Origin of the sequence: Nitratiruptor sp. YY09-18 (genome assembly GCF_016593235.1) — a bacterium.
In the GTDB taxonomy this organism is placed as follows: Bacteria; Campylobacterota; Campylobacteria; order Campylobacterales; family Nitratiruptoraceae; genus Nitratiruptor.
In genome coordinates this window covers 863478-887081 of record NZ_AP023065.1, presented here as the reverse complement: position 1 = coordinate 887081, position 23604 = coordinate 863478, and the positions used below count along the sequence as shown (strand labels likewise).

General features: G+C 39.1%; 20 protein-coding genes and 1 other RNA gene. 5 read left to right on the top strand and 16 right to left on the bottom strand.

Annotation, left to right across the window (positions count from 1 at the left end):
- The first annotated feature begins 21 nt into the window (after positions 1 to 21).
- Together JG734_RS04875 and JG734_RS04870 are read left to right on the top strand one after the other, a co-directional pair.
- The gene (locus JG734_RS04875; protein ID WP_201332181.1) at positions 22 to 1500 is read left to right on the top strand and encodes a SulP family inorganic anion transporter; all 1479 of its coding nucleotides are present in this window, start codon (positions 22 to 24) and stop codon (positions 1498 to 1500) included.
- A 9-nt stretch (positions 1501 to 1509) separates the two neighbouring features.
- Entirely contained in the window at positions 1510 to 2184 is a 675-nt protein-coding gene (locus JG734_RS04870; protein WP_201332180.1) for a dUTP diphosphatase, read from the top strand.
- Here JG734_RS04870 and rnpB read toward each other — a convergent pair.
- An RNA gene (rnpB, locus tag JG734_RS04865) (RNase P RNA component class A) lies at positions 2180 to 2512 on the bottom strand. The genes JG734_RS04870 and rnpB overlap by 5 nt on opposite strands.
- Before the next feature lie 77 nt (positions 2513 to 2589).
- On the opposite strand from rnpB, the gene JG734_RS04860 reads away from it, so the two are divergent.
- Positions 2590 to 3030, top strand: a complete 441-nt coding sequence (locus JG734_RS04860) for a hypothetical protein (protein WP_201332179.1) — start codon at positions 2590 to 2592, stop codon at positions 3028 to 3030.
- Between the two features lie 22 nt (positions 3031 to 3052).
- Here JG734_RS04860 and JG734_RS04855 read toward each other — a convergent pair whose 3' ends face one another.
- From JG734_RS04855 to mltG, 12 genes are all read right to left on the bottom strand, one after another.
- Complete coding sequence (locus tag JG734_RS04855; protein WP_201332178.1) at positions 3053 to 3667, bottom strand: 2-oxoacid:acceptor oxidoreductase family protein; 615 nt, start codon at positions 3665 to 3667, stop codon at positions 3053 to 3055.
- Between the two features lie 82 nt (positions 3668 to 3749).
- The gene (locus tag JG734_RS04850) at positions 3750 to 4604 is read right to left on the bottom strand and encodes a 2-oxoglutarate ferredoxin oxidoreductase subunit beta (RefSeq protein WP_201332177.1); all 855 of its coding nucleotides are present in this window, start codon (positions 4602 to 4604) and stop codon (positions 3750 to 3752) included.
- 10 nt (positions 4605 to 4614) lie between these two features.
- Positions 4615 to 5763 (bottom strand): 2-oxoglutarate synthase subunit alpha, encoded by a 1149-nt coding sequence (locus JG734_RS04845; protein WP_201332176.1) that lies wholly within the window; start codon positions 5761 to 5763, stop codon positions 4615 to 4617.
- Positions 5764 to 5772: 9 nt separating this feature from the next.
- On the bottom strand, positions 5773 to 6111 hold the full coding sequence (locus tag JG734_RS04840; protein WP_201332175.1) for a 4Fe-4S dicluster domain-containing protein: 339 nt from the start codon (positions 6109 to 6111) through the stop codon (positions 5773 to 5775).
- A gap of 1 nt (position 6112) precedes the next feature.
- On the bottom strand, positions 6113 to 6406 hold the full coding sequence (locus JG734_RS04835) for a heavy-metal-associated domain-containing protein (protein ID WP_201332174.1): 294 nt from the start codon (positions 6404 to 6406) through the stop codon (positions 6113 to 6115).
- The gene (gene sucD, locus JG734_RS04830) at positions 6407 to 7279 is read right to left on the bottom strand and encodes a succinate--CoA ligase subunit alpha (protein WP_201332173.1); all 873 of its coding nucleotides are present in this window, start codon (positions 7277 to 7279) and stop codon (positions 6407 to 6409) included.
- Positions 7279 to 8451, bottom strand: a complete 1173-nt coding sequence (gene sucC, locus JG734_RS04825) for an ADP-forming succinate--CoA ligase subunit beta (protein ID WP_201332172.1) — start codon at positions 8449 to 8451, stop codon at positions 7279 to 7281. Before sucC ends, sucD begins: the two co-directional genes overlap by 1 nt.
- Before the next feature lie 13 nt (positions 8452 to 8464).
- Complete coding sequence (locus JG734_RS04820; protein WP_084275830.1) at positions 8465 to 9019, bottom strand: Fe-S-containing hydro-lyase; 555 nt, start codon at positions 9017 to 9019, stop codon at positions 8465 to 8467.
- Positions 9020 to 9028: 9 nt separating this feature from the next.
- A complete protein-coding gene (locus JG734_RS04815) occupies positions 9029 to 9892 on the bottom strand; it encodes a fumarate hydratase (RefSeq protein ID WP_201332171.1) in 864 nt (287 codons plus the stop codon).
- On the bottom strand, positions 9892 to 10848 hold the full coding sequence (mdh, locus tag JG734_RS04810) for a malate dehydrogenase (RefSeq protein WP_201332170.1): 957 nt from the start codon (positions 10846 to 10848) through the stop codon (positions 9892 to 9894). The genes JG734_RS04815 and mdh overlap by 1 nt, the downstream gene beginning before the upstream one ends.
- Before the next feature lie 39 nt (positions 10849 to 10887).
- Positions 10888 to 13104 (bottom strand): NADP-dependent isocitrate dehydrogenase, encoded by a 2217-nt coding sequence (locus tag JG734_RS04805; RefSeq protein WP_201332169.1) that lies wholly within the window; start codon positions 13102 to 13104, stop codon positions 10888 to 10890.
- 100 nt (positions 13105 to 13204) lie between these two features.
- Positions 13205 to 14158 carry an endolytic transglycosylase MltG gene (mltG, locus tag JG734_RS04800; protein ID WP_201332168.1) on the bottom strand — a complete coding sequence of 318 codons (954 nt, stop codon included), beginning with the start codon at positions 14156 to 14158 and terminating at the stop codon, positions 13205 to 13207.
- Here mltG and JG734_RS04795 point away from each other — a divergent pair.
- Positions 14100 to 16616: an AsmA-like C-terminal domain-containing protein gene (locus tag JG734_RS04795; protein ID WP_201332167.1), complete on the top strand. Its 2517-nt coding sequence runs from the start codon at positions 14100 to 14102 to the stop codon at positions 16614 to 16616. The genes mltG and JG734_RS04795 overlap by 59 nt on opposite strands.
- Here JG734_RS04795 and JG734_RS04790 read toward each other — a convergent pair whose 3' ends face one another.
- Both JG734_RS04790 and secA read right to left on the bottom strand, forming a co-directional pair.
- Entirely contained in the window at positions 16617 to 17816 is a 1200-nt protein-coding gene (locus JG734_RS04790; protein ID WP_201333917.1) for an ABC transporter permease, read from the bottom strand.
- A complete protein-coding gene (secA, locus tag JG734_RS04785; protein ID WP_236586795.1) occupies positions 17816 to 20410 on the bottom strand; it encodes a preprotein translocase subunit SecA in 2595 nt (864 codons plus the stop codon). The genes JG734_RS04790 and secA overlap by 1 nt, the downstream gene beginning before the upstream one ends.
- Before the next feature lie 67 nt (positions 20411 to 20477).
- On the opposite strand from secA, the gene lolA reads away from it, so the two are divergent.
- Complete coding sequence (gene lolA / locus JG734_RS04780; protein WP_201333888.1) at positions 20478 to 20996, top strand: LolA-like outer membrane lipoprotein chaperone; 519 nt, start codon at positions 20478 to 20480, stop codon at positions 20994 to 20996.
- Between the two features lie 22 nt (positions 20997 to 21018).
- Here the strand turns inward: lolA and acnB are convergent, their stop codons facing one another.
- Complete coding sequence (gene acnB, locus JG734_RS04775) at positions 21019 to 23598, bottom strand: bifunctional aconitate hydratase 2/2-methylisocitrate dehydratase (protein ID WP_201333887.1); 2580 nt, start codon at positions 23596 to 23598, stop codon at positions 21019 to 21021.
- Positions 23599 to 23604 lie beyond the last annotated feature (6 nt).

Below are 23604 nucleotides of genomic sequence, written 5' to 3'. Positions count from 1 at the left end.
AAATTTTTCAAAGGTTCATATTTGTCTTTACAAAAACGGTACAATTTCACAACAAATCCAAAAAATGACATATTAAGCGGAACTGTCGTAGCGGTAGCTCTCATACCTGAAGCTATTGCTTTTGCTCTCATAGCGGGTCTCAGTCCACAAATAGGACTCTATACTGCATTTATTTTAGGGCTTATCACTGCACTTATTGGTGGCAAGCCTGGAATGATTAGTGGTGCTACGGGAGCAGTGGCAGTAGTCTTGGTAGATCTTGTTTTAAAACATGGCATCGAGTATATGTTTTGGGCAGCGGTTCTTGCTGGAATCATTCAGATCCTTATAGGCCTTTTTCGTCTTGGAAAATTTATACGGCTTGTTCCACAGCCTGCAATTTACGGCTTTGTCAATGGTCTTGCTATCGTGATTGCTACAAGCCAAATCCCACTCATTAAAGATAGTAACCTCATGACTATCTTTTTAGTGCTACTTACTATGGCAATTATCTACATTTTGCCACGTTTTACCAAAGCACTTCCTGCAAGTCTTGGCGCACTTATTGCAATAACTGCTCTTGTACTTACATTTAATATTGATACAAAGCAAATTAAAGATCTTGCAGATATTAGCGGTTCATTTCCAACTTTTCATTTACCAGCTGCACCTCTAAATTTTGAAACACTCAAAATTATTCTCCCCTACTCCATCATTATTGCTTTGGTAGGTTTGATTGAGTCACTCTTGACGCTCTCAGTGCTTGATGAGATGAGTGGTGAGCGAGGAAGTGGCAATCAAGAGTGTATAGCACAAGGTGTAGGCAATATGACTTGTGGTCTTTTTGGGGCAATGCCAGGATGTGCAATGATTGGACAATCGATGATCAACTTCACCAGTGGCGGCAAAGGAAGGCTCTCGGCTTTGACTGCTGCTATATTGCTTATTCTCTTTGTTGTGGTATTGAATAAGTATATCGCTCTTATACCTCTAGCAGCGCTTGTTGGTATTATGTTTGTTGTTGCAATTGCTACTTTTAGCTGGAGCAGTTTAGGACATTTCAAAAGGATGCCCAAAGAGGATCTTTTTGTTATGATAAGTGTGACAATTATTACAATTTTTGCAGATTTGGCAATTGCAGTTATAGCTGGAGTTGTTATCTCTGCACTTGTCTTTGCATGGAAGCATGCTAAGATCTATGCAAGAACTCACATGGAAGGTGAGCGAAAAATCTATGAACTGGAAGGACCACTCTTTTTTGGCTCCGTATACTCATTTTTAGAAAAGTTTGATCCTCAAAATGACCCTTTTGAAGTTGTAATAGATTTTAAAAATGCTCGCGTGATGGATCAAAGCGGTGTTGAAGCAATTGATAAAATTACAAAAAAGTATAAAGAAGCTGGCAAAAGTATTGTACTTCGTCATTTAAGTCCTGAATGTAAGCAACTTCTTACTGAGGCTGGTCCATACTGTACTTGGGAAGAGGATGATCCAAATTACCGTGTAGCAATAGATTATTAAGGAGAAACAATGGAAAAAATTTATGAGATGTTACAACTGCAAAATGAACTCAATAATGATACAAATGGCCTACAGTGGCGTAAAGGCATAACAAAAAATGGAAAAGTAATAAATTGGAAACGCTGTATCTATATGGAGAGTGCAGAGCTTATTGATTCATTTCCATGGAAACATTGGAAAAGTATTGATGCCCAGCCCGATTTTGCAAATATCAAAATAGAGCTTGTTGATATTTGGCATTTTATTATGAGCTATCTCTTGCAATACAATGATTTATCCCAGGCTGCAAAGCTTATCAATAACTTCAAAGAGAGTGCAAGTGATATAAAGATCAAAGAGTGGGATAATAAAAAGGTGGATGAGTATCTTGATATTTTTGAAGAGCTCCTGGCACTAGCTTTAGTGAGAAATGATAGTGAAGCACTGCAAGAATCTCTTTTGGAGACTTTTTTTAAAGCGTGTGATAGTGTGAATCTCTCATTTGCTGAACTTTATAGCCTCTATATTGGCAAAAATGCACTCAATCATTTCCGCCAAGAACATGGCTACAAAGAGGGAACATACAAAAAAATGTGGAATGGAAAAGAGGATAATGTAGTTATGCAAGAGATTTTGGCTGCAAATCCAGATATTAATTACGAGAAACTCAAAGAGGAGCTTGCTAAAAAATATAAGAATTTATAGAGGCGCAGCTGTAAGCCGAGTTCTGTCTTGGATAGCAATTTATCTAGGCTCTATGTCACCATAAAGCTCAAGCGTCGCACTCATAATGTGAGGCTTCAACCAGGTGCGACTTGCTGCGGGTTGGGTTTACACTGCCTTCTGTGTTACCACAGAAGCGGTGAGCCCTTACCTCACCCTTTCACCCTTACCTGTGTCATAAAGACCATCGGCGGTTTTCTTTCTGTTGCACTTTCCCTCGGCTTTCACCGGCCACCCGTTAGGTGGAACCCTGCCTCACTGCAGCTCGGACTTTCCTCTTGGTTGCCCAAGTAGCTATCCGCTGCGCCAGTGTTATTATACCTTAATATATGCTTAATGTAAAGTAGATATAATAAAGTGGAAGTAAATTAAAAAAGGAGAATAAGCGTGAAAAAAATTATGATAGCTCTATATACTATTATCTTTTTGGCTCTGCAGATATTTTTCACATTCAAAATAAATATCGGGTGGGTCATATTTTTCTCTTTACTTGCTATGGGGTTTTTTATAATTACACGATATAGGAACCTAGCTCTTGCTATGGTATATTCAATCTTCCTGTATGGTGGTGTTATTGCAACTTTTGATCATGAAAAATATAGTTCCCAAAATATTGAGTTTTCACAAAATATAGTGATTGATAAAAAGAGTGGAAAAAGATTTATATTTGCAAAAAAAGATTGGAAAGAATACAAAAAACTTTTATATAGTGGTAAAGCAATTTTGCTTTGCCAAAATTATAAATTCTTCGGAAAGGAGCTTCCAGATAGCTTTTGTTTCTTGAGAGTGGGAGATAAATTAGTAAAATTAGAAAAACAGAAAATTTAACCGTTAGCCAAATGGCTAACGATTAAGCGTGACAGATATCTTTTGCTTTGAGGGCTTCAGCTTCTGCAACAGTTTTGATAGGGCCTTTCTCTTTTGCCTCTCTTGCATATTTTACACCAAGGTTGTATGCAGTTTTATTCAGTTCTACAAATTTTGGTGGAACTTTTGCAATCATTGTTTCATATACAAGATCTTCCGGTAAAACTTTTGTCATCTCAATTGTTACACCAAGTGCTACGACAGACTGCGTAACAACGTTTCCAACCTCTTCTTTTGCGATAGAAATGATAGGAATTGCATACATCTCCCATCTATCGAGGTCTTCTTGAGTTGGTGTAACAAGGTTTGGTTCGAATACGATAATCCCACTATCTTTTACACCACTTTTGAACTGATCATAGCTAATTTGTGCAGTAGAGAGCATATATTCTATTTCGCCCTCGTTTGCATATGGATACAAGATCTCTTCATCATCCAAAATAATATCAACTTTTGTAGGACCACCGCGCACTTGCGAAGTATATGTTGCAGCTTTTACACCATAGCCGCCAGCTTTAATCTTTGCAGCAGCCAAAATTTCACCTGCGAGTAAAACACCTTGACCGCCTACTCCAGTAAATCGTAATTGATGTCTCATAGTCAACTTCCTTTGAGTTTGTTTTTGTATTCTAGTGAATAACTACTATGAGTGTAGCAATTCAGAGGGGCAATGCCCCAAATTAGAATGGTTTAACCTGAATAGGAATATCTACTTTTTTCTTATTCTGTGCTGCTTCGATTACAAGATCATATGCATCACAGTACTCCATCTGATCCTCTACATGGTGGAGGATTCCGGTTGGGAAGTAGTTGATTTTTTCCTCTTCAGGGAGTTTATCATACTTACTTTTTGGCATTGTAATACTATCAATCCACTCTTGGTTTTCAATAGCTTCACCCATCTTGTTTTTACGCCCAAGGTTAACGTGACAGTTACTAAATACGTCAAAGAAGCTAAATCCTCTATGCTGGAAACCTTTAATGAACATCTTTTCAAGTTTTTTCGGGTCTGTTACAGTTTCTCTTGCGATAAATGTTGCACCTGCGCCCTTAGCTAATTCGCATGCATCAAAAGTTGGGTCGATGTTGCCATATTGCGTAGTAACTGCCCACATTCCTTTTGGTGTAGTTGGACTAACTTGTGAGTTTGTAAGGCCATAGATAAAGTTGTTGATGAGGATGAAGTTGAGATCAATGTTTCGTCTACATCCGTGAATTGTATGGTTACCTCCGATTGCGAGTCCATCACCATCACCCGCTACAACAATTACATGTTTATCTGGATTAGCCAATTTGATACCAGTAGCATATGCCACAGTTCTACCGTGCGTTGTATGCACAGTATTACAGTTGAGATATGAACTAAAACGTCCACTACATCCGATACCTGATACTACACATACATCATCCATATTCCAGCCGAGCTTATCGATTGCTCTGATAACTGCTTTTAGGATAATCCCATCACCACATCCCCAACACCAAAGTGTTGGCATCTTATCTGTTCTTAGGTATTCATTATAATTAAAAGCCATATTCTCCCCCTTATATACCCATCTCTTTGAGTTTTTCTATGATTTCAGCTGGGCTGATTGGTCTACCATTTGCTTTATTGAGTGCTACGGGTCGTTTCTTCATAACTCTCTCTACTTCGTCTATATATTGTCCCATGTTAAGTTCAGGCATGAGAATTTTTTCTGCAGGGAATCTCTCACCGATCTCTCTCATTTTATCTTCAGGGCTTGGCCAAAGTGTGATTGGTCTAAACATACCTATTTTTACACCTTGCTCTCTAAGACGATTAATTGCTTCTCGTGCACTTCTACTTACACTTCCATATGCAACGATGAGCCACTCAGCGTCATCGAGCATATACTCTTCATAGCTATCAAGTAGATCTTTTCTTCTTACATCTATTTTCCTATGTAGTCTCTCAATTAAGTTTTGACAAATTTCGGCATCCTCAGTTGGGAACCCTGTAGGTCCGTGATGGAGTCCTGTTAAATGGAATCTATATCCTTGGAACATTGGAGGAATGACTGCAGGCTTATCCTGAGGAACATCAAAAGGCTTAAACTCCTTCTTTGGAATAGATGGATCTGGTTTTGCACGATCAACGATTGAAGCTTGCACCTCTTCTAGGTCAGGTAGTACTGCTTTCCCGTGCATATGTCCAAGAGTCTCATCCAAAAGAACAAATACAGGTGTCATAAGCTCTTCTGCAACATTGAAAGCGCGTACCACTTCAGTATAACACTCTTCCAAGCTTCCTGGACAAAATGTGATAGATTTATAATCACCATGAGTAGGAGATTTTGCTTGATTGATATCACCTTGTTGTACACGTGTAGGAAGACCGGTTGACGGACCACCGCGCATGACGTTAGTAATTACAAGGGGAGTCTCTGTCATAAACCCAAGACCAATTTGCTCTGCCTTGAGGCTGATACCAGGACCAGAAGTGTTCGTCATAGATTTTACGCCACTCATGCTAGCACCAAGTGCAACTGCAATCCCACCGATCTCATCTTCCATCTGGATAAATTTACCACCAACTCTTGGAAGTAAAACACTCATAGCATGTGCTACTTCACTAGACGGAGTAATTGGATATCCTCCGAAAAATTTACACCCTGCATCGATTGCAGCCTGTGCTGCTAATTCGTTACCACTTGATATTACTTCTCTTGCCATTCTCTCTCCTTACGCACAAAGTGCTTTGATATCTTCTTCGCGAGCCATATAGTGATTTTTCTTGATAGCTTCTGCTCGCTCTTTTGCCTCTTCAGTGAGTTTCGCAAATTTATACTCTTTTCTATCTGCTACCATGATTGCAAAGTCTGGACATTCAAGTTCACAGTCATTACACCCGATACAGCTATCTGGATAAGCAACTTTTACCATTGCACCAAGGATTGTTTTTGGTTCTGGAACCATTACCAAAACGCCTGCGGGACAATATGCAACACATAAGTCGCACGCTTTACAGTTATTCTCTTCGACCCAAACCGGCGTATTTTCAGGGGCTTTTAGTAGACCCATATCAATCTCCTTTGTCTAAAGTAAATTTGCCAATTGCGCAGCTCACAAAACTTTTCGCTTTTGCTCCTAGCTCTTGGCTTTTTGATAAATCTTCATCAATCATAGGATAACCAAGGCTAAGTAATATATTTTTTAATTTCTTCTTATCATCCTCTGACTTCAATTCAACTGTTACAATTCTAGGCATTTTTGAAAGATCAACCTCTACAAAACCAAAATGTGCAGAGAGCGCTTTTTTGATACTATTTGCGCACCCTTCACAGCGAATGTTTTGCACTTGGAAGCTCTTTTTCATCTATTTTCCTAATGCTTTTGCGACAGTCTTACCGATATCAGCTGGTGATTTGACTACATGTACGCCAGCTGCAGCGAGGGCATCCATCTTCTCTTGTGCAGTTCCTTGTCCTCCACTGATAATCGCACCAGCATGGCCCATTCGTTTACCTTTTGGTGCAGTCTGTCCAGCGATAAAAGCTACAACAGGCTTAGTGATATTTTCTTTAATATACTCGGCAGCTTCGATCTCAAGAGTACCACCTATCTCACCTATCATAACTATAGCTTCAGTCTCTGGATCAGCCTCAAACATAGGAAGAAGCTGCTTGTAGCTAAGACCAATTATAGGGTCGCCTCCGATACCAACAGCTGTTGTGATACCAAGACCCTCTTTTACTACCTGGTTACTCGCTTCATATGTGAGTGTTCCAGATTTACTGATAAGCCCTACAGGACCTTTTTTGAAAATAAATCCAGGCATGATTCCTATTTTGCACTCTTCGGCAGTAATAATTCCTGGACAGTTTGGTCCGATTGTTTTCATACCTTTTTTGGTTGCATACATTTTTGCATACATCATGTCCTTCACTGGTGCGCCTTCAGTGATGATAACTGCTAGTTCGATTCCAGCTTCTGCTGCTTCCATAACTGCATCAGCTGTAAAAGCTGGAGGGACAAAGATCATGCTCACAGTTGCACCAGTCGCATCCACTGCTTCTTTGACAGTATTAAATACAGGTCTATCAAGATGTGTTTGTCCCCCTTTGCCAGGAGTAACACCACCTACAATTTGTGTGCCATACTCAATACACTGCTCACTATGAAATGTCCCCTCTTTTCCAGTAAAACCTTGAACGATGACTTTTGTATCTTTATTGACCAAAATACTCATTATAGCTCTCCTTTCGCAGCTGCAACAGCTTTTCTTGCACCATCAGCCAAATCGGTAGCAGGAATGATATTTTTGATGTTAGCATTTTTTAAAATTTTGGCAGCTTCATCGGCATTTGTCCCATCGAGTCTCACAACAACAGGGACATTCACCTCTACTTGCTGTGTAGCTTGCAAGATACCGTTTGCGATTCGATCACAGCGAACGATTCCGCCAAAAATATTGACAAATATGCTTTTAACGTTTTCATCGCTTAAAATAAGTTCAAACCCTTTTGCCACCGTATCAGGATTTGCGCCACCTCCAACATCGAGGAAGTTTGCAGGCTCTCCACCCTCATGCTTGATGATATCCATAGTAGCCATCGCAAGTCCAGCTCCATTTACCATACAACCAACATTCCCGTCTAAGTTCACATAGCTAAGGCCATATTTTGCTGCTTCAACTTCAACAGGATCTTCTTCGCTCAAATCTCGCATCTCATGAATATCAGGATGTTTGTATAGAGCATTGTCATCAAATCCCATCTTCGCATCAAGAGCTAAGAATTTTCCGTCACCTGTTTTGATAAGAGGATTGATTTCTATTAAATTAGCATCTTTATCCATATATACTTTATAGAGTGCTTCAGCAAACTGAATAAATGGGCGAATCTCCTCTTTTGCTAACCCTAGCCCAAATGCAAGCTTTCTTCCATGAAAACCCTGAAATCCAATAGTTGGATCGATCGCTACTTTGATGATCTTTTCTGGAGTCTTTGCAGCAACCTCCTCAATCTCCATCCCGCCTTCAGTAGAAGCCATCATAACAGGCATTTCACTGCTTCTATCAAGTACCATTCCAAGATAGTACTCTTTTTGGATATCCGCACCCTCTTCTACATATACTTTTTCTACTTTTTTGCCTTCAGGGCCTGTTTGGTGTGTCACAAGAGTCATGCCAAGCATCTCTTCGGCAATTTTTTCTACTTCATCAAGACTTCTAGCAAGCTTCACACCGCCAGCTTTCCCACGGCCGCCTGCATGGATCTGTGCTTTTACAACCCAAAGGTCTCCTCCAAGTCTTTGTGCAACTTCTCTCGCTTCAGGACCTGTAAAGGCAACCTCACCTCTTGGAACAGGTACGCCATACGCTCGAAAGATCTCTTTAGCTTGATATTCATGTATGTTCATTCCTTCTCCTTTCTTATACTTTTGCCCACTGTTTTCGACCCTCTTCATAAAGGTCGTTACCATAGGTGTCATTTACAACAACCACTGGAAAATCTTCTACTACTATTCTTCGGACTGCTTCAGGGCCGAGTTCTGGATATGCAATCACTTCAGCATCTTTTATTCTTTTTGCCAAAAGTGCTCCAGCACCTCCAACTGCACCAAAATAGACAGCTTTATATTTTTTGCAAGCTTCTTTGACCGCATCGTTTCTCTTACCTTTTCCAATCATTCCTTTGAGGCCATGCTCAATGAGAATTGGTGCATAGCTGTCCATTCTGTAGCTTGTTGTTGGTCCTGCACTTCCTATAACCTCTCCCGGCTTTGGAGGTGTTGGACCTACATAGTAGATAACTGCACCATGTAGATCAAAAGGGAGCTCTTTCCCTTCAAAAATGAGATCTACAAGTCTTTTATGCGCTGCATCTCGTGCAGTATAAATTGTTCCTGTAAGATAGACAATATCTCCAGCTTTGAGCTTTTCTACATCTGCATCACTCAAAGGGGTTTGAAGTTTATATTCAGCCATTTTTGATCCTTAGATGGTAATGTGTGCATGTCGTGAGCTGTGACACTGAATATTGACTGCAACTGGGAGTGATGCAATATGACACATTCTTCCAGGTTGATATGTTTCAATATGAACCGCAAGTGCTGTCTGTGTGCCACCCATACCCATTGCACCGATACCGAGCTTATTAAGCTCTTCCAAAATCTCTTTTTCAAAAGCATCAAGTTCTGGGTCTGGATTCGGAGTGCCTACATCACGGAAAAGTGCGTGCTTGCTCATCACAGCTGCATAGTCAAAACTTCCACCAATCCCTACACCTACAACGATTGGAGGACACACATTTGGTCCAGCATCACTCACGACCTGTTTTACAAACTCTTTGATACCCTCTTTTCCTTGTGCAGGAGCAAGGACTCTTGCACGGCTACCATTTTCACTTCCGCCACCTTTAGCGGCAAACTCTATCTCAATTGTTTCACCCGGTACAATATCAAAGTAGATAACCGGCGGGAGATTATAACCGATAGTATCTTTAAGATTTGCACGAGTGAAGCAGTCACATGTGGACGCTCTGAGGTACCCCTCTTCATACCCTCTTTTGGTGCCTTCATAAATTGCATCTTTAAGGCTTCCGCCTTCAACTTTTACATCTTCGCCCATTTTTACGAAAAATATTGCAAGGCCCGTATCTTGGCAAAGAGGTTTGTTTTCACTTGCAGCAATCTCAGCATTTTCGAGAAGTTGTTCTAAAACAGCCTTGCTTACAAGGCTCTCCTCTTTTTCAAGAGCTTCTCGCAAAGCCTTATGCATATCTTCGCTTAAATGGGTTGTAGAGTAGATAATTGTGTCTCTAATTACCTTGACAATATCATCATATGCAACAGTTCGCATTATTTATCTCCAAAATAGTTTTGGTCTTCAAGAATATCGATCAACTCTTTGACTGAATCAACGCTTCGTTGGAATTCTTTTCTTTCACGTGGAGTAAGCTGCAATTCAATAATCTCTTCTACGCCATTTGCTCCAAGAGTCACAGGCACACCGTTTGGAATACCATGGACACCATATTCACCCTCTAAAAGTGTAGAACATGGATAGATTTTTTTAGAATCTTTTAAGATAGCTTCTACCATAATTGCTGTTGCTTTACCAGGTGCAAAATATGCACTAGTTCCCATAAGTTGGACTATTTGAGCACCACCTTTTTTTGTTGCTTCAACAACTTCTTCAAGCTCCATAGGAGTCAAAAGATCAGTTATTGGAATGCCTGCGACAGTAGAATATCTTGGAAGTGGAACCATATAATCACCATGTCCACCAATAACAGTGGCACGAATCTGTCCAGCACCAAATCCAAGCTTTTCATAAATAAAATGTGTCATTCTTGCACCATCAAGTATCCCAGCCATTCCAATAACTCTATGTTTAGGAAATCCACTCTTTTTCAATGCTACATATGTCATAGTATCGAGAGGGTTAGTTACAACTATGATAATAGAATCTGGAGCGTGTTTGACAATATTTTCTGTAATCTCACTTACTATATCTGCATTAGCAAAGAGGAGGTCGTCTCGACTCATACCTGGTTTTCTAGGAAATCCTGCAGTAATAACTACAACTTTACTTCCCTCTATATCGGTATAGTCTTTTGCTGCTTTGACGATAGAGTGAGTACGTACTGCAGCTGCAGCTTGATTCATATCAAGAGCTTTGCCTTCGGCTCTATCTTTGTCTCTATCAACAAGTATTACTTCGTGGGCAAGTCCTTGCATCGCGATAGAATATGCAACGATACTTCCGACATTACCACCTGCACCTACAATTGATACTTTTGAACTTTGTGCCATTGGCTCTCCTTATAGCAGAGGCAAAAGCCTCTGGAATTTTTATATATTATCAATAATTTCGTTGAAGACTTTGCTTGGGCGCATAGCAGCTTCTGCTTTCGCGTCATCTGGATGGTAGTAGCCGCCAATATCAGTCGGTTTTCCTTCAACGGCTCTTATTTCTGCAAGAATTTGTTCTTCATTTTCTTGGAGTTTTTTCGCAACAGGAGCAAATTTAGCTTCAAGTTCACTATCTCCAGAGTTTGCAAGTTCCTCGGCCCAGTAAGTAGCAAGATAGTAGTGGCTTCCTCTGTTATCAAGCTCACCAACCTTTCTTTTTGGAGTTTTATCGTTGTTGAGATATTTTCCAACGGCCCTATCTAATGCATCAGCAATAATTGTAGTTTTTTCACTCGCACCTTGTTTTACTGCAAGTTTGAGTGATTCAACTAGTGCCATGAATTCACCGAGACTATCCCATCTAAGATGCCCCTCTTTCAAGAACTGCTCAACGTGTTTTGGAGCACTACCGCCAGCTCCTGTTTCAAATACACCACCACCTGCAAGAAGTGGAACGATAGAGAGTGTTCTTGCGCTTGTTCCAACTTCGATAATTGGGAAAAGGTCAGTAAGGTAGTCTCTTAAAACGTTACCAGTTACGCTGATTGTACCCTCACCTGCTCTAAATCTTCTAAGAGTATAGCGCATCGCTTTTTCTGGAGCCATGATGTGATACTCAACACCACTGAGATCTTCATCTCTTAGAACATCGACAACTTTTTTGATAATATTTGCATCGTGTGCTCTGTTGCTATCAAGCCAGAAAACGATTGGATATCCGCTCTCTTTTGCGCGTCTCACGGCTAGTTTTGCCCAGTCGACAACAGCTTCATCTTTTGCGCTGTATGCTCTCCAGATATCTCCCTCTTCTACTTCATGACACATCAAAGTATTACCATCTTCATCGATTGTTTTGATATATCCATCTTCTGGCGGGAAGAATGTTTTATCGTGACTTCCATACTCTTCTGCTTTTTTCGCCATCAAACCAACATTTTGCACAGTTCCAACTTTTGCTGGATCAAACTGACCATTTTTGACAATATCAGACACAATCTCTTTATACATTCTTGCATAAGTTCTATCAGGAACAGTGATTACAGTATCAGCTGTATTGCCATCTGGTCCCCATCCTTGCAGACCATTTTTGATAACTGCAGGAATAGAAGCATCGATGATTACATCGTTAGGTGCATGGAGGTTTGTAATACCTGCATCGCTATCTACCATGTACATACGAGCATTTTTTTGTAAAATCTCTTGAATTTTATCCTTGATATCTTTTTGTACACCTTCAGGAAGTTTAGAAAGTTTATTTTCAAGATCAACTAGCCCATTGTTTGGATCAAAACCGATCTCTTCAAGCTCTTTTCCAAACTCATCAAAAAGCTCTTTGAAGTATACTCGAATAGCATCGCCAAAGAGCACAGGGTCTGAGATTTTCATCATTGTCGCTTTTACATGGAGAGAGAAGAGAATATCTTTCTCTTTTGCATCATTGATTACTGCTTCATAGAAGTCTCTCAATGTTCTTCTGTTGAGTGAAGATGCACTGAAGACTTCGCCTTTTTTTACATCTACCTCTTTCAAAACTTCAGTTTTGCCATCTTTTCCTTCAAAAACAAGCTTGACAGTTTGATCTTTATCACTAATGAAAGATTGCTCATTTTGATAGAAGTCATTTTTCTCCATATGTGCAACATAACTCTTACTATCAGGACTGACATCTCTCATTTTATGCGGGAATTTTTTTGCATACTCTTTTACAGCCTTGCTAAGGCGTCTATCAGAGTTTCCTTGTCGAAGCACAGGGTTGACTGCAGAACCTAATAGTTTTGAAAATCTTTTTCTCAATTCTACTTCTTCAGCAGTTTTTGGCTCTTCAGGAAAATCAGGAATATCGTATCCTTGAGCTTGTAACTCTTTAATAGTTGCGACAAGCTGAGGAATAGAAGCTGAAATATTTGGAAGTTTAATAATATTTGCTTCTGGTTTGAGCACGAGCTCACCAAGGTATGCAAGTTCATCTGCTTGCTTTTTATCTTCAGGAAGTCTATCGCTAAATTCAGCAATCACTCTTCCTGCTAGTGAAATATCTCGCAGTTCAATATCGATACCTGCATCTTTTGTGAAGGCCTTCACAATTGGAAGTAATGAATATGTGGCCAGAGCTGGTGCTTCATCAATTTTAGTCCATACAACTTTTGCTTTTCTCATTTTCACTCCTATAGTAGTTTTTATATTAAAAATAGTAACAATTTATAGTTTTATCTTTTCTCAAACTATGGTGAAAAGAGTGTTAATGCAGGTATTTGTTTCATTTTTGCACATCTTTTATGTGCATCAAATGTTTTTTATAAGTTTTGCTAAATATATGCAGGCCATCCTTGCTTTTGACAAAATAGAGGTAGTCAGTTTTGGCCGGTTTGATTGCTGCTTTTATCGCATCGAGTGAAACTATACAGACGGGAAATGGCGGTAATCCAGAATATTTATATGTATTAAATCTGCTTAAATCCTTCCTTATCCTTTGAGGAGTTACACGAACATGCGAAAATTTTCCATAATTGAGTGTACCATCCATCTGTAGAGGCATTTTGCGGCGTAGTCGATTGTATATCACTGAAGCTATAATTGCCATCTCCTCTTTATTTGCGGCCTCTTTTTGAATAATTGAAGCAATTGTCACAACTCTTTCGAACCAGATTTTTTGGTTGTAACTTCCAAGATATTTTTTTGCTATATATTTATGTTGCAATAAACCTTTTTGCACTAAATAGTGTATCAATTTTCTACCATCCATACCAACTGGCACAAAATATGTATTCGCGAAAAAGACACCTTCAGGATACGGCGCCCACTTTTTATATTCAAAAAGTAACACTTTATAAGAGATTTTCTTTTTTTTAGCTAATGAATGGAGTATATTGTAAGTTGTTTCACCAGGTATCAGTTTGATAGATTCTAGAGCTGCTTTTGATCTTGTGAGTGCAACAAGAAAATCATAGTGTGTCAATCGTTTTTTTTGAACAGTTATCCATCCGTGTTGCGGTTTACCAATAAAGGATAGTATGTATCTATCAATTTTTGTAAGAGGCAATCCTTTGCGAGTCTGAAGGTGTGTTATAATCTTTGCAATAGAGCCTCGAGGGATATAGAGTGTTTGATCCTCAATTTTGATAGTTTGGGAAAGATAGATACATAGTAGTGTTATGATAATTAAAATTGCTTCAAAAATTAAAATTATCTTTTTGAGTGCCTTTTTGGCCATTGTGATCCTTCTTGCTTTTGGTTACTGGGCTCTTACACAAGGCATTTACTTACAAAACATTACGTTTGGTAATACTAAGATTGAGAGATTGTATCTTAAACTTGATAAAAAATTGATTGTATCAGTAGATAAGCTTATACTTTCCCAATCAGACAAAAAGCCTTTTTCACTTACACGCTCTCTTCAATTCCCATTCTATATCCAGCACTATTTTCAAAAACTTGTAATAAAATCACTTATAGTTGGAAATAGCAACTACAAATTTCACTACTCCTATAACCACTTCTATTTATTCAGTGATGATATTGCGATGGATCTATCATTGAAACAAAAGCCAACCATAACGCTATTGTATATCAATAAATTGCTCATTAAAAAATATGACTTTTTACTTAAAGGTGTCGGATATATAGAGAAAAACGGATTTATGAAAATTAGTACTATTTACAAAATCTCACAAGCAAAAGGGAGTTTGTATATAAAATATTTTCAAAACAAGATATACCTTCAAGGTTCCTCGAAACCATTTTCAAATGATACTTTACGAAAAATCTTGGAAAAAACAGCTCTTGATAGGCGTATTAAAGAGTGGAGTGCATATAAAATTATTGCCAAAAAGTATAGACTCAAGAGTTTTTCTGGGAGTATCGATCTTAATAAAAAGTTAGATCTCAATAAATTTCAGGCAGTTGCGATTGCCACCAATGCAGCTATTAGGTTTCACCAAAAATTACCACCAGCCAGAGCAAAACAGATCATAATGGAGCTAAAAAATGACAATCTCTACTTTAGCTTCGTACAACCTCGCTATCTTGATAAAAAATTAGATGGAACAAAAGTGAGGATTTATGCTCTTGGAAAACGAGGTAGCTATATAGATATATCAATAAAAGCAAAGACACCTGTCGATGCAAAGATCCAAAAACTTCTCAATGTTTACAAAATTGACTTGCCCCTTTATCAAAAAAAAGGAGAGATCGATGCAAAGGTAGAGCTCAAGTTAGATTTCCACTATTTCAAATTACATATAAATGGGGTTTTTGATACCTCCTTATCCATTATCAATCTGCATGGGATTGATATTGTACTCAAAGATGCGCATATGAAATTACAAGATAACATCTTTTTCATAGACAAAGCTCACAGTGTAATAGAACCAATTATCAGGACCAATCTCAAAGGTTATATAGATTTTAAAAAGAAAAAAGGGAAGTTTTTTGCTAAGAAAAGCTCTATTAATATAAAAGAGAAGAACTTTTCTCTTTTGGATATACAAGATCTCGATGAAATTGTAACTCTTGATCTAAGTAAATCTCAACTCTATCTCAAAAAATTAGATACGCTTATAAAGTTCAATAAAAAGAGCAAAATCGTTGTCATTAATGATCTTGCACTTCTGCGCTCATATTCCATGCCTTTAAAGAAGTTTAATATCCAATATGGCCAAATGAGGATCATTTTGGACAAAAACATATCTTTTAGTGGAAAACTCTTCGCACCAAATACTATTATTGTGCATCATAGCAAATATATTGATAGTTTTTTTCTAAAAGGCGTACTCGAAAACAAACAGCTACAAATAGATGTCAATGACTTTGCACATATCATGATTGCAAAGAGGATAGAAGCACAACTTAAGAATATAGATCTGAATATTACCGATATAAATAGAAGTGAAAAATCAGAAATTAAAATGCCATTAAAAGTAACTTTTGAAAACTGCAACTTTTTTCACACATCACATACACTCCTTTCACAAAAAGCGGAGCTTATAAAAAATAGAGATTTTCTCCATTTTCAATCTACTTATATGAAAAATTTCGTCTCTTATAAAGAGCGTCGTGACAACGTCTCTTTCAAGGCAAAAAATCTCAGCGGATTTTTCATCAATTCTCTTCTTGGTAAAAATTATCTCACACAAGGAGTAGCAAATATAGAAGCAAAAGGGCCAAAAAATGCTATAGACGGAGAGCTTATTCTCCAAAACTCTTACATCAAAGATCTCAAAGCTCTCAACAACCTCTTTGCTTTTCTCAATACTGTTCCAGCGCTTCTTACTTTTTCGGATCCAGGCTACTCCACAAAAGGTATGTATGTGCAAAATGCAAAGGTAAAATTTCTTTATAACATGCCTCGCTCAATTCTCTCAATTAAATCACTGAGAGTTGAAGGAAAATCTATCATCATGCAAGGATATGGTGTAATTAATTTTGCTCAAAATAATCTCAAACTCTTCTTAGATCTGCAAGCTTTGCAAGGAATTAGCAACGTAGTCAACAAAATTCCACTTGCTGGATACATTCTTCTTGGAAAAGAGGGAACAATCTCTACAAAAGTGGAACTAAGTGGGCCATTGAACAACCCAAAAGTAACAACCAATCTTGTCAAAGATACTGTCAAAGCTCCATTTAATATCATGAAGAGGACATTGACCTTGCCACTAGAGATTTTCAAATAACTATTCGTTCCGTAAAACTTTAATAATCTGTGTTTTCGTAGCTTTTTTTGCTGGGTAAAGGGAAGAGAATATGATAATAACAATCGCACCTAATACAATCGATGCAAAATCGACACTGCTTAAATCTACAGGAAGTTTTGTTGTGCCGTAGACATCCGCAGGAAGATTGATAATATCGAAATTTTTAAGAATAAAAATGCCTAAAAATCCTAGAATCACCCCAAAAATTATCCCCACTCCTCCTATAATAGCTCCAAGCCGAAAAAAGATTTGCTCTATCTCTTTAGCTGTGGCTCCAAGACTCATAAGAAGCGCTATCTCTTTACGACGATTCATTACAGTCATAAGGAGTGAGCTTACAATATTAAGTGAAGCAATGAGGATAATGAGCATAAGCACTATAAAAAGTGATCTCTTTTCCATAGCAAGTGCTGCAAAGAAGTTGCCATTTTGTTGCCACCATCCAATAATAGCTACATTGTTGGGGAGCTCTTTTTGAATATTTTGTATCTCTTTTTGGGGATCTTTCGCATAGACATGTATACCGCTAAGTTTGTGGGGTGGAAGCTGGAGTACTTTTTGCAGTGATGCTAGTGTCGTGTATGAGTATGCTTTGTCGTATGCTATAAGGCCTGATCGGAAAGAGCCTGCTACTTTAAATCTCTTAAAAAGCGGTGAGATTTGCAGTCCTAGCGGCTCGGTTTTTGTAAAAATCAAAAAAATCTTCTCACCAGGAACGAGGTAGAACTCATCAAAGAGCCCTTTGCCCACAACTATCTCAAATTTTTTGACCGGTTTTTCAACGCTTTTGCGTAGTACCTCATTGATCTGTAGCTCTCTTGTAAAATCAACGCCAAATACGACACCACCTTCAAGCTTTTCACCCTTTCTATAGATAACATTGCTAGATATATACGGACTAAATTTTAGCTGAGGAAATTTGCGTTCGAGTTTATCAAGCAAAGAAGCATCGAGTGTGAGAGCGTAGCGAGGATAGATGGTGAGAGGATAATTCATTGTAAAGAGTTTCTTTTCAAACTCTTTGTCAAAGCCATTCATAATTGCCATAGCGATGATAAGTACCATAACTCCTATGCAAATACCTAAAAATGCTAAAAGAGCAGAAAGAAAAATAAAGGGCTGCTCTTTGTCAAATCGTAAGTAGCGGCGAACTATATAGTTGACAAATTTTCTATCCATCATGCAGTGGCACTATTAGCCAAGACTCCTTTTTTTGGACCACTTTTGCCACAGCAGTGTTTATACTTTTTGCCACTTCCACAAGGACATGGCTCATTGCGCGCTGGTTTTTTTTGTGGTTTGACTTTCTCACCCTCTGTTGCTGATGGATGAGAAAGTTGCGCACTCTGTTTGATCTCCTCATCCATTTTGGCAAGTTCAGCTTCTAGTCTTCTGATCTCCTCCTCTTGCTCTTCATCTCTTAGCTGCACAAGATGGAGTGTTTTTATAGCCTCTTTTTTTATACGATCAATAAGTTCTAAGAAGAGATTGTATGACTCTTTTTTATACTCTACCAAAGGATCTTTTTGATTGTAGCCGCGAAGGCCTATACCAGTTTTGAGTATATCCATCTGATAAAGATGCTCTCTCCAAGCATTATCAAGAACTTGCAGATACAAAATTCTTTCTATCTCTCTTTTTTGCTCTGGTACCAATGCACTCATCTTCTCTTCGTAACTCTTTTCGAGTTTTTCAATAATATACCTTTTTAGCTCATCATACTCTTTATCTTTGAGCTCATCTATACTAAACGGAGTATGGAACTCTTCAGTGAGAACTTTTGCAAGTTTCTCAACATCAAAATCCTCTTTTGGCATCTCTGCAAAAATTTGTGCATCGTGGAGTACTGCTTCGACTACCTCTTCTCTATTTTGTTTTATTTTTTCATCTATATTGAAATTTGGATCGAGGAGTTGGCGTCTGAAGTTGTAGATAGTTTTTCTCTGCTCATTTGCCACGTCATCATACTCTAAGATATGTTTACGTGATTCAAAATGGAGGTTTTCTACCTTTTTCTGTGCCTTTTCTACTGCACGGGTGACCATCTTGGATTCGATATGCTCGCCCTCTTCGATTCCGAGGCGATTCATAATACTCTTGATGCGATCACCGCCAAAAATCCGCAACAGATTGTCTTCGAGACTTAAATAAAACTGGCTAACACCAGGATCTCCCTGACGCCCTGCACGACCTCTTAGCTGATTATCAATCCGTCTGCTCTCATGACGTTCAGTCCCAAGAATATAGAGGCCTCCAAGCTCTCTTACTTCATCATCTATTTTAATATCAACTCCACGTCCAGCCATGTTAGTTGCAACTGTCACAGCACCTTTTTTACCAGCTTGTGCGATGATTTGTGCTTCTTGTTCATGGTGCTTTGCATTGAGAACTGCATGGGGGATCTTCTCTTTTTTGAGCATTTTGTGCAAGAGCTCATTTTTTTCAATCGACGTAGTACCCACCAAAACAGGCTGCCCTTTTTTATGGAGTTCTTTTATCTTCTTGACTACCGCTTCAAACTTTTCACGCTCTGTTTTGAAGATGAGATCATCAAGGTCTTTACGAATGATTGGTCTGTTTGTTGGAATGGAGATTACTTCTAGACCATAAATTTCAGCAAATTCAGTCGCTTCAGTCTGTGCAGTTCCTGTCATACCTGCAAGCTTTTTATAAAGCCGAAAGTAGTTTTGGAATGTAATTTCTGCAAGAGTTTGGCTCTCCTCTTGTATCTGAACACCCTCTTTGGCTTCTAATGCCTGGTGCAGTCCTTCACTAAAACGTCGCCCCTCACTAAGCCGTCCTGTAAATTCATCTACAATGACAACTTCACCATCTTTGACTACATAATCTACATCTCTTTGGAAGAGGTAGTTAGCTTTGAGGGCTTGGTCAAGATGGTGTGCCAAAATCGCATTTTCGAGGCTATAGAGATTATCTACCCCAAAGAGTTTTTCTGCTTTTGCAATTCCCTCTTGCGTAAGAAGAATAACGCGATCTTTTTCATCGACAGTAAAATCGACATCTTTTTGCAGCTGCTTAGCTATTTGGTCAGCTTTTACATAATTATCAAGTTTTCTATTTGTGGGACCTGAAATAATAAGCGGAGTTCTTGCTTCATCTATCAAGATGGAGTCCACTTCATCGACGATTGCATAGTTATGCCCACGCTGTACCATCTCTTCGATGGAGTATTTCATGTTATCACGTAGATAATCAAAACCAAACTCATTGTTTGTCCCATAAGTGATATCGCACTCATACTGCTTTTTTCTCTCAAAATCATCTTGCAAATCGCTTGTAAGACAACCTGTGGAATACCCCAAAAATTCATAAAGTTTACCCATCTCCGTAGCATCACGTTTAGCAAGATAATCATTGACTGTAACTACATGGACACCTTCGCCTGTCATTGCATTGAGAGCTACTGCCAACGTTGCTACGAGGGTTTTACCCTCACCTGTCTTCATCTCTGCAATGCGCCCTTCGTGCAGTACCATACCACCTATGAGCTGCACGTCAAAATGTCGCATACCAAGTACGCGTTTGCTCGCTTCTCTTGTAATTGCAAAGGAGTCTTCGAGGACTTCATCCATAGTGGCTTTACCACTTTTTATCTGTTCGCGCAGATCATTGAAAGCTTTTTGGAGTTCTTCGTCGCTGAGTTTCTCATATTTTGATTCTAATGCATTTATTCTTTTGACACGTTTTTGATAGCGTTTGAGCTCACGGTCATTTTTTGTTCCGAAAACTTTTTGTGCTACAGTTTTAATCATACAGTGAATCCTTTTGTATTCGTGTTAGCATTTTAACACAATCTCGGTAACAGATGAAGGAGTTATTATGAGATTTATTGCCATATTTTTTGCAATAGTTATAGCAAATCTCTATGCAAAAATCAATATTGCATCATTTCACAGTCCATTTATTCAAACTGTCATCAATGACCAAAACAGAACTCTTCGCTATGAGGGTGAAGTGTGGTTTACAAAAGAGCCTCTCCGTATCAAATGGATCTATAAAAAGCCAAACTACAAAGAGATATACATTAATAATCAAAAAGTCTATATTATTGAGCCTGATCTTGAGCAAGTAGTTGTCAAAAGAGTGCAAAAAAAGGATAATTTTTTTACAATTTTGGATAGTGCAGTATTAGTAAAGGGAAAACAATATAAAGCATTTTATGATGGTCATGATATTTTTATCGATCTTAAAAATGGGAAAATTTCAAAAGTGACTTATACAGACAAATTAGAAAACAAAAACAGTATACTTTTTACTCATCCGCAACAAAATATTCCATTAGATGATAGCAATTTTACGATAGAGATCAAAAGCGACTGGGATGTGATAGAGGAGTGAGTGCGCCAAGAGGCGCAACTCATTAGATATATTTATGGATCATCTCATCGAGGAGTTTCTCATCGATCTGATCGAAATTGAGGTACGTGTAGACTTTATCCTCTTTGCCCGCTAGTTTTTTCGGTACAATCTCAAGATACTCCTCTTTGGTAGGAATTCTTCCTAGTATTGCTGTCACAGCAGCTAACTCAGCACTTCCAAGGTAGACTTTTGCATCTTTACCCATGCGGTTGTCAAAGTTTCTCGTAGAAGTAGAGAAAACTGTCGCACCATCGCGAACACGCGCTTGGTTACCCATACATAAGCTACATCCAGGAAGCTCTGTTCTAGCACCTGCAGCTGCAAAAATTGAGTAATAACCCTCTTCGATAAGCTCCTCTTCATCCATTTTTGTAGGAGGTGCTATCCAGAGTCTCACAGGCACCTGTCCCTCACCTTTGAGCACTTCACCTAGAGCTCTATAATGACCAATGTTTGTCATACAACTCCCAACAAACACTTCATCGATTTTGTGTGGTCTATTGGGGTCAGCAAGTACTTCACTTAGTGTCGCAACATCATCTGGATCGTTTGGACAAGCAACGATTGGTTCAGTGATCTCATTGAGATCAATTTCGATCACTGCTGCATACTCAGCATTTTTGTCAGCTTTCATGAGTGTTGGGTTTTTGAGCCACTCTTCCATCTTTTTCTTACGGCGCTCTAGAGTGCGAGCATCTTGATATCCTGCATCGATCATCTTTTCGATGAGTTTAATATTGGATTGGATATATTCGATAACTGGCTCTTCATCAAGCTCTACAGTACATGCAGCTGCACTTCTCTCAGCACTCGCATCACTCAGCTCGAAAGCTTGTTCAGCTTTGAGAAAAGGCAAACCTTGGATCTCTAAGATACGCCCAGCAAAGATGTTTTTCTTACCCTTTTTCTCAACTGTCAAAAGACCTTGTTTGATTGCAAAGTATGGAATAGCATTGACAAGATCACGGAGTGTGATTCCTGGCTGCAATTCACCGCTAAAACGTACAAGCACAGACTCAGGCATATTCAGAGGCATAGTTCCTGTAACTGCTGCGAATGCAACAAGGCCAGAACCTGCTGGGAAACTAATACCAATCGGGAATCTTGTGTGTGAGTCACCACCAGTACCTACAGTATCAGGAAGTACCATACGGTTAAGCCAAGAGTGGATAACACCGTCACCTGGCTTGAGGCTCACACCACCACGGCTTGTGATAAACTCAGGGAGAGTATGTTGCAACTCAATATCAGCTGGTTTTGGATATGCAGCAGTATGGCAGAAGCTTTGTAATACAAAATCTGCACCAAAGCTCAGTGCTGCAAGCTCCTTGATCTCATCTCTTGTCATCGCGCCAGTAGTATCTTGGCTACCAACAGTAAGGGTTTCAGGCTCTACATACATACCTGGACGCACACCCTCCATTCCACATGCTTTACCGACCATTTTTTGAGCAAGAGTGTAGCCAATACCCTCTTTTCCTTCTGGCTGTTCAGGTCTTGTGAAGAAATTTTCTTCTGGCATTCCAAGAGCTGCTCGTGCCTTTCGAGTCAAACCCCGACCTATAATCATCGGAATTCGCCCACCTGCGCGATACTCATCAGGAAGCGTATTTGGTTTGAGCTTGAATTCGCTGACCACTTCACCGTTTTTGAGGATTTTTCCTTCATATGGACGAATCTCAATCTCATCACCAGTTTCGAGTTTATCTACTGGAGCTTCAATTGGAAGTGCACCTGAGTCTTCAGCAGTGTTGAAAAAAATAGGTGCAATTATACCACCTATAATGATACCACCAGTTCTTTTGTTTGGAACGTGTGGGATATCTTCGCCGATCCACCATTGCACAGAGTTGATACCAGATTTACGACTCGATCCTGTTCCTACAACATCACCTACGAATGCAACAGGAAGTCCCTTTTCTTTGAGTTTTTTGATAGTCTCTTGTGCATCTGGCATTTTAGCTTTGAGCATTGAAAGAGCATGCAAAGGAATATCACTGCGACTCCATGCTTCACTTGCAGGCGAGAGGTCATCTGTATTTGTCTCGCCAGGAACTTTAAATACGACAGCTTTGATCGATTCTGGAAGTTCTGGACGAGAGAAGAACCATTCAGCGTTTGCCCAAGACTCTAGCACCTCTTTTGCATATTTGTTTGTTTTTGATTTTTCTACCACATCATTGAATGCATCGTATACAAGCAGTGTTTTTTTGAGTGCATTTGCAGCAGCCTGTGCTACTTCGGGATCTTCATGGTCCAATGCTTCTACTAGTGGTCCTACGTTGTATCCTCCAAGCATCGTACCAAGGATCTCTACTGCATGTTTTGGGCTGATCGCTGCAGTTTTCGCATGGCCTTGTACGATATCTCTTAAAAAAGCTGCTTTGACATACGCAGCATCATCTACACCAGGTGGAACGCGATTAAGAAGAAGATCCATCAAAAACTCTTCTTCTACAATAGGAACTTGTTTGAGAAGTTTTATAACTTCGTTGACCTGTTCAGCTGTAAGTGGCTTTGGAGGAATACCCATAGCTTCACGTTCAGCTGCTGCTTTTTTATACTCTTCTATAAATCCCATAATCTC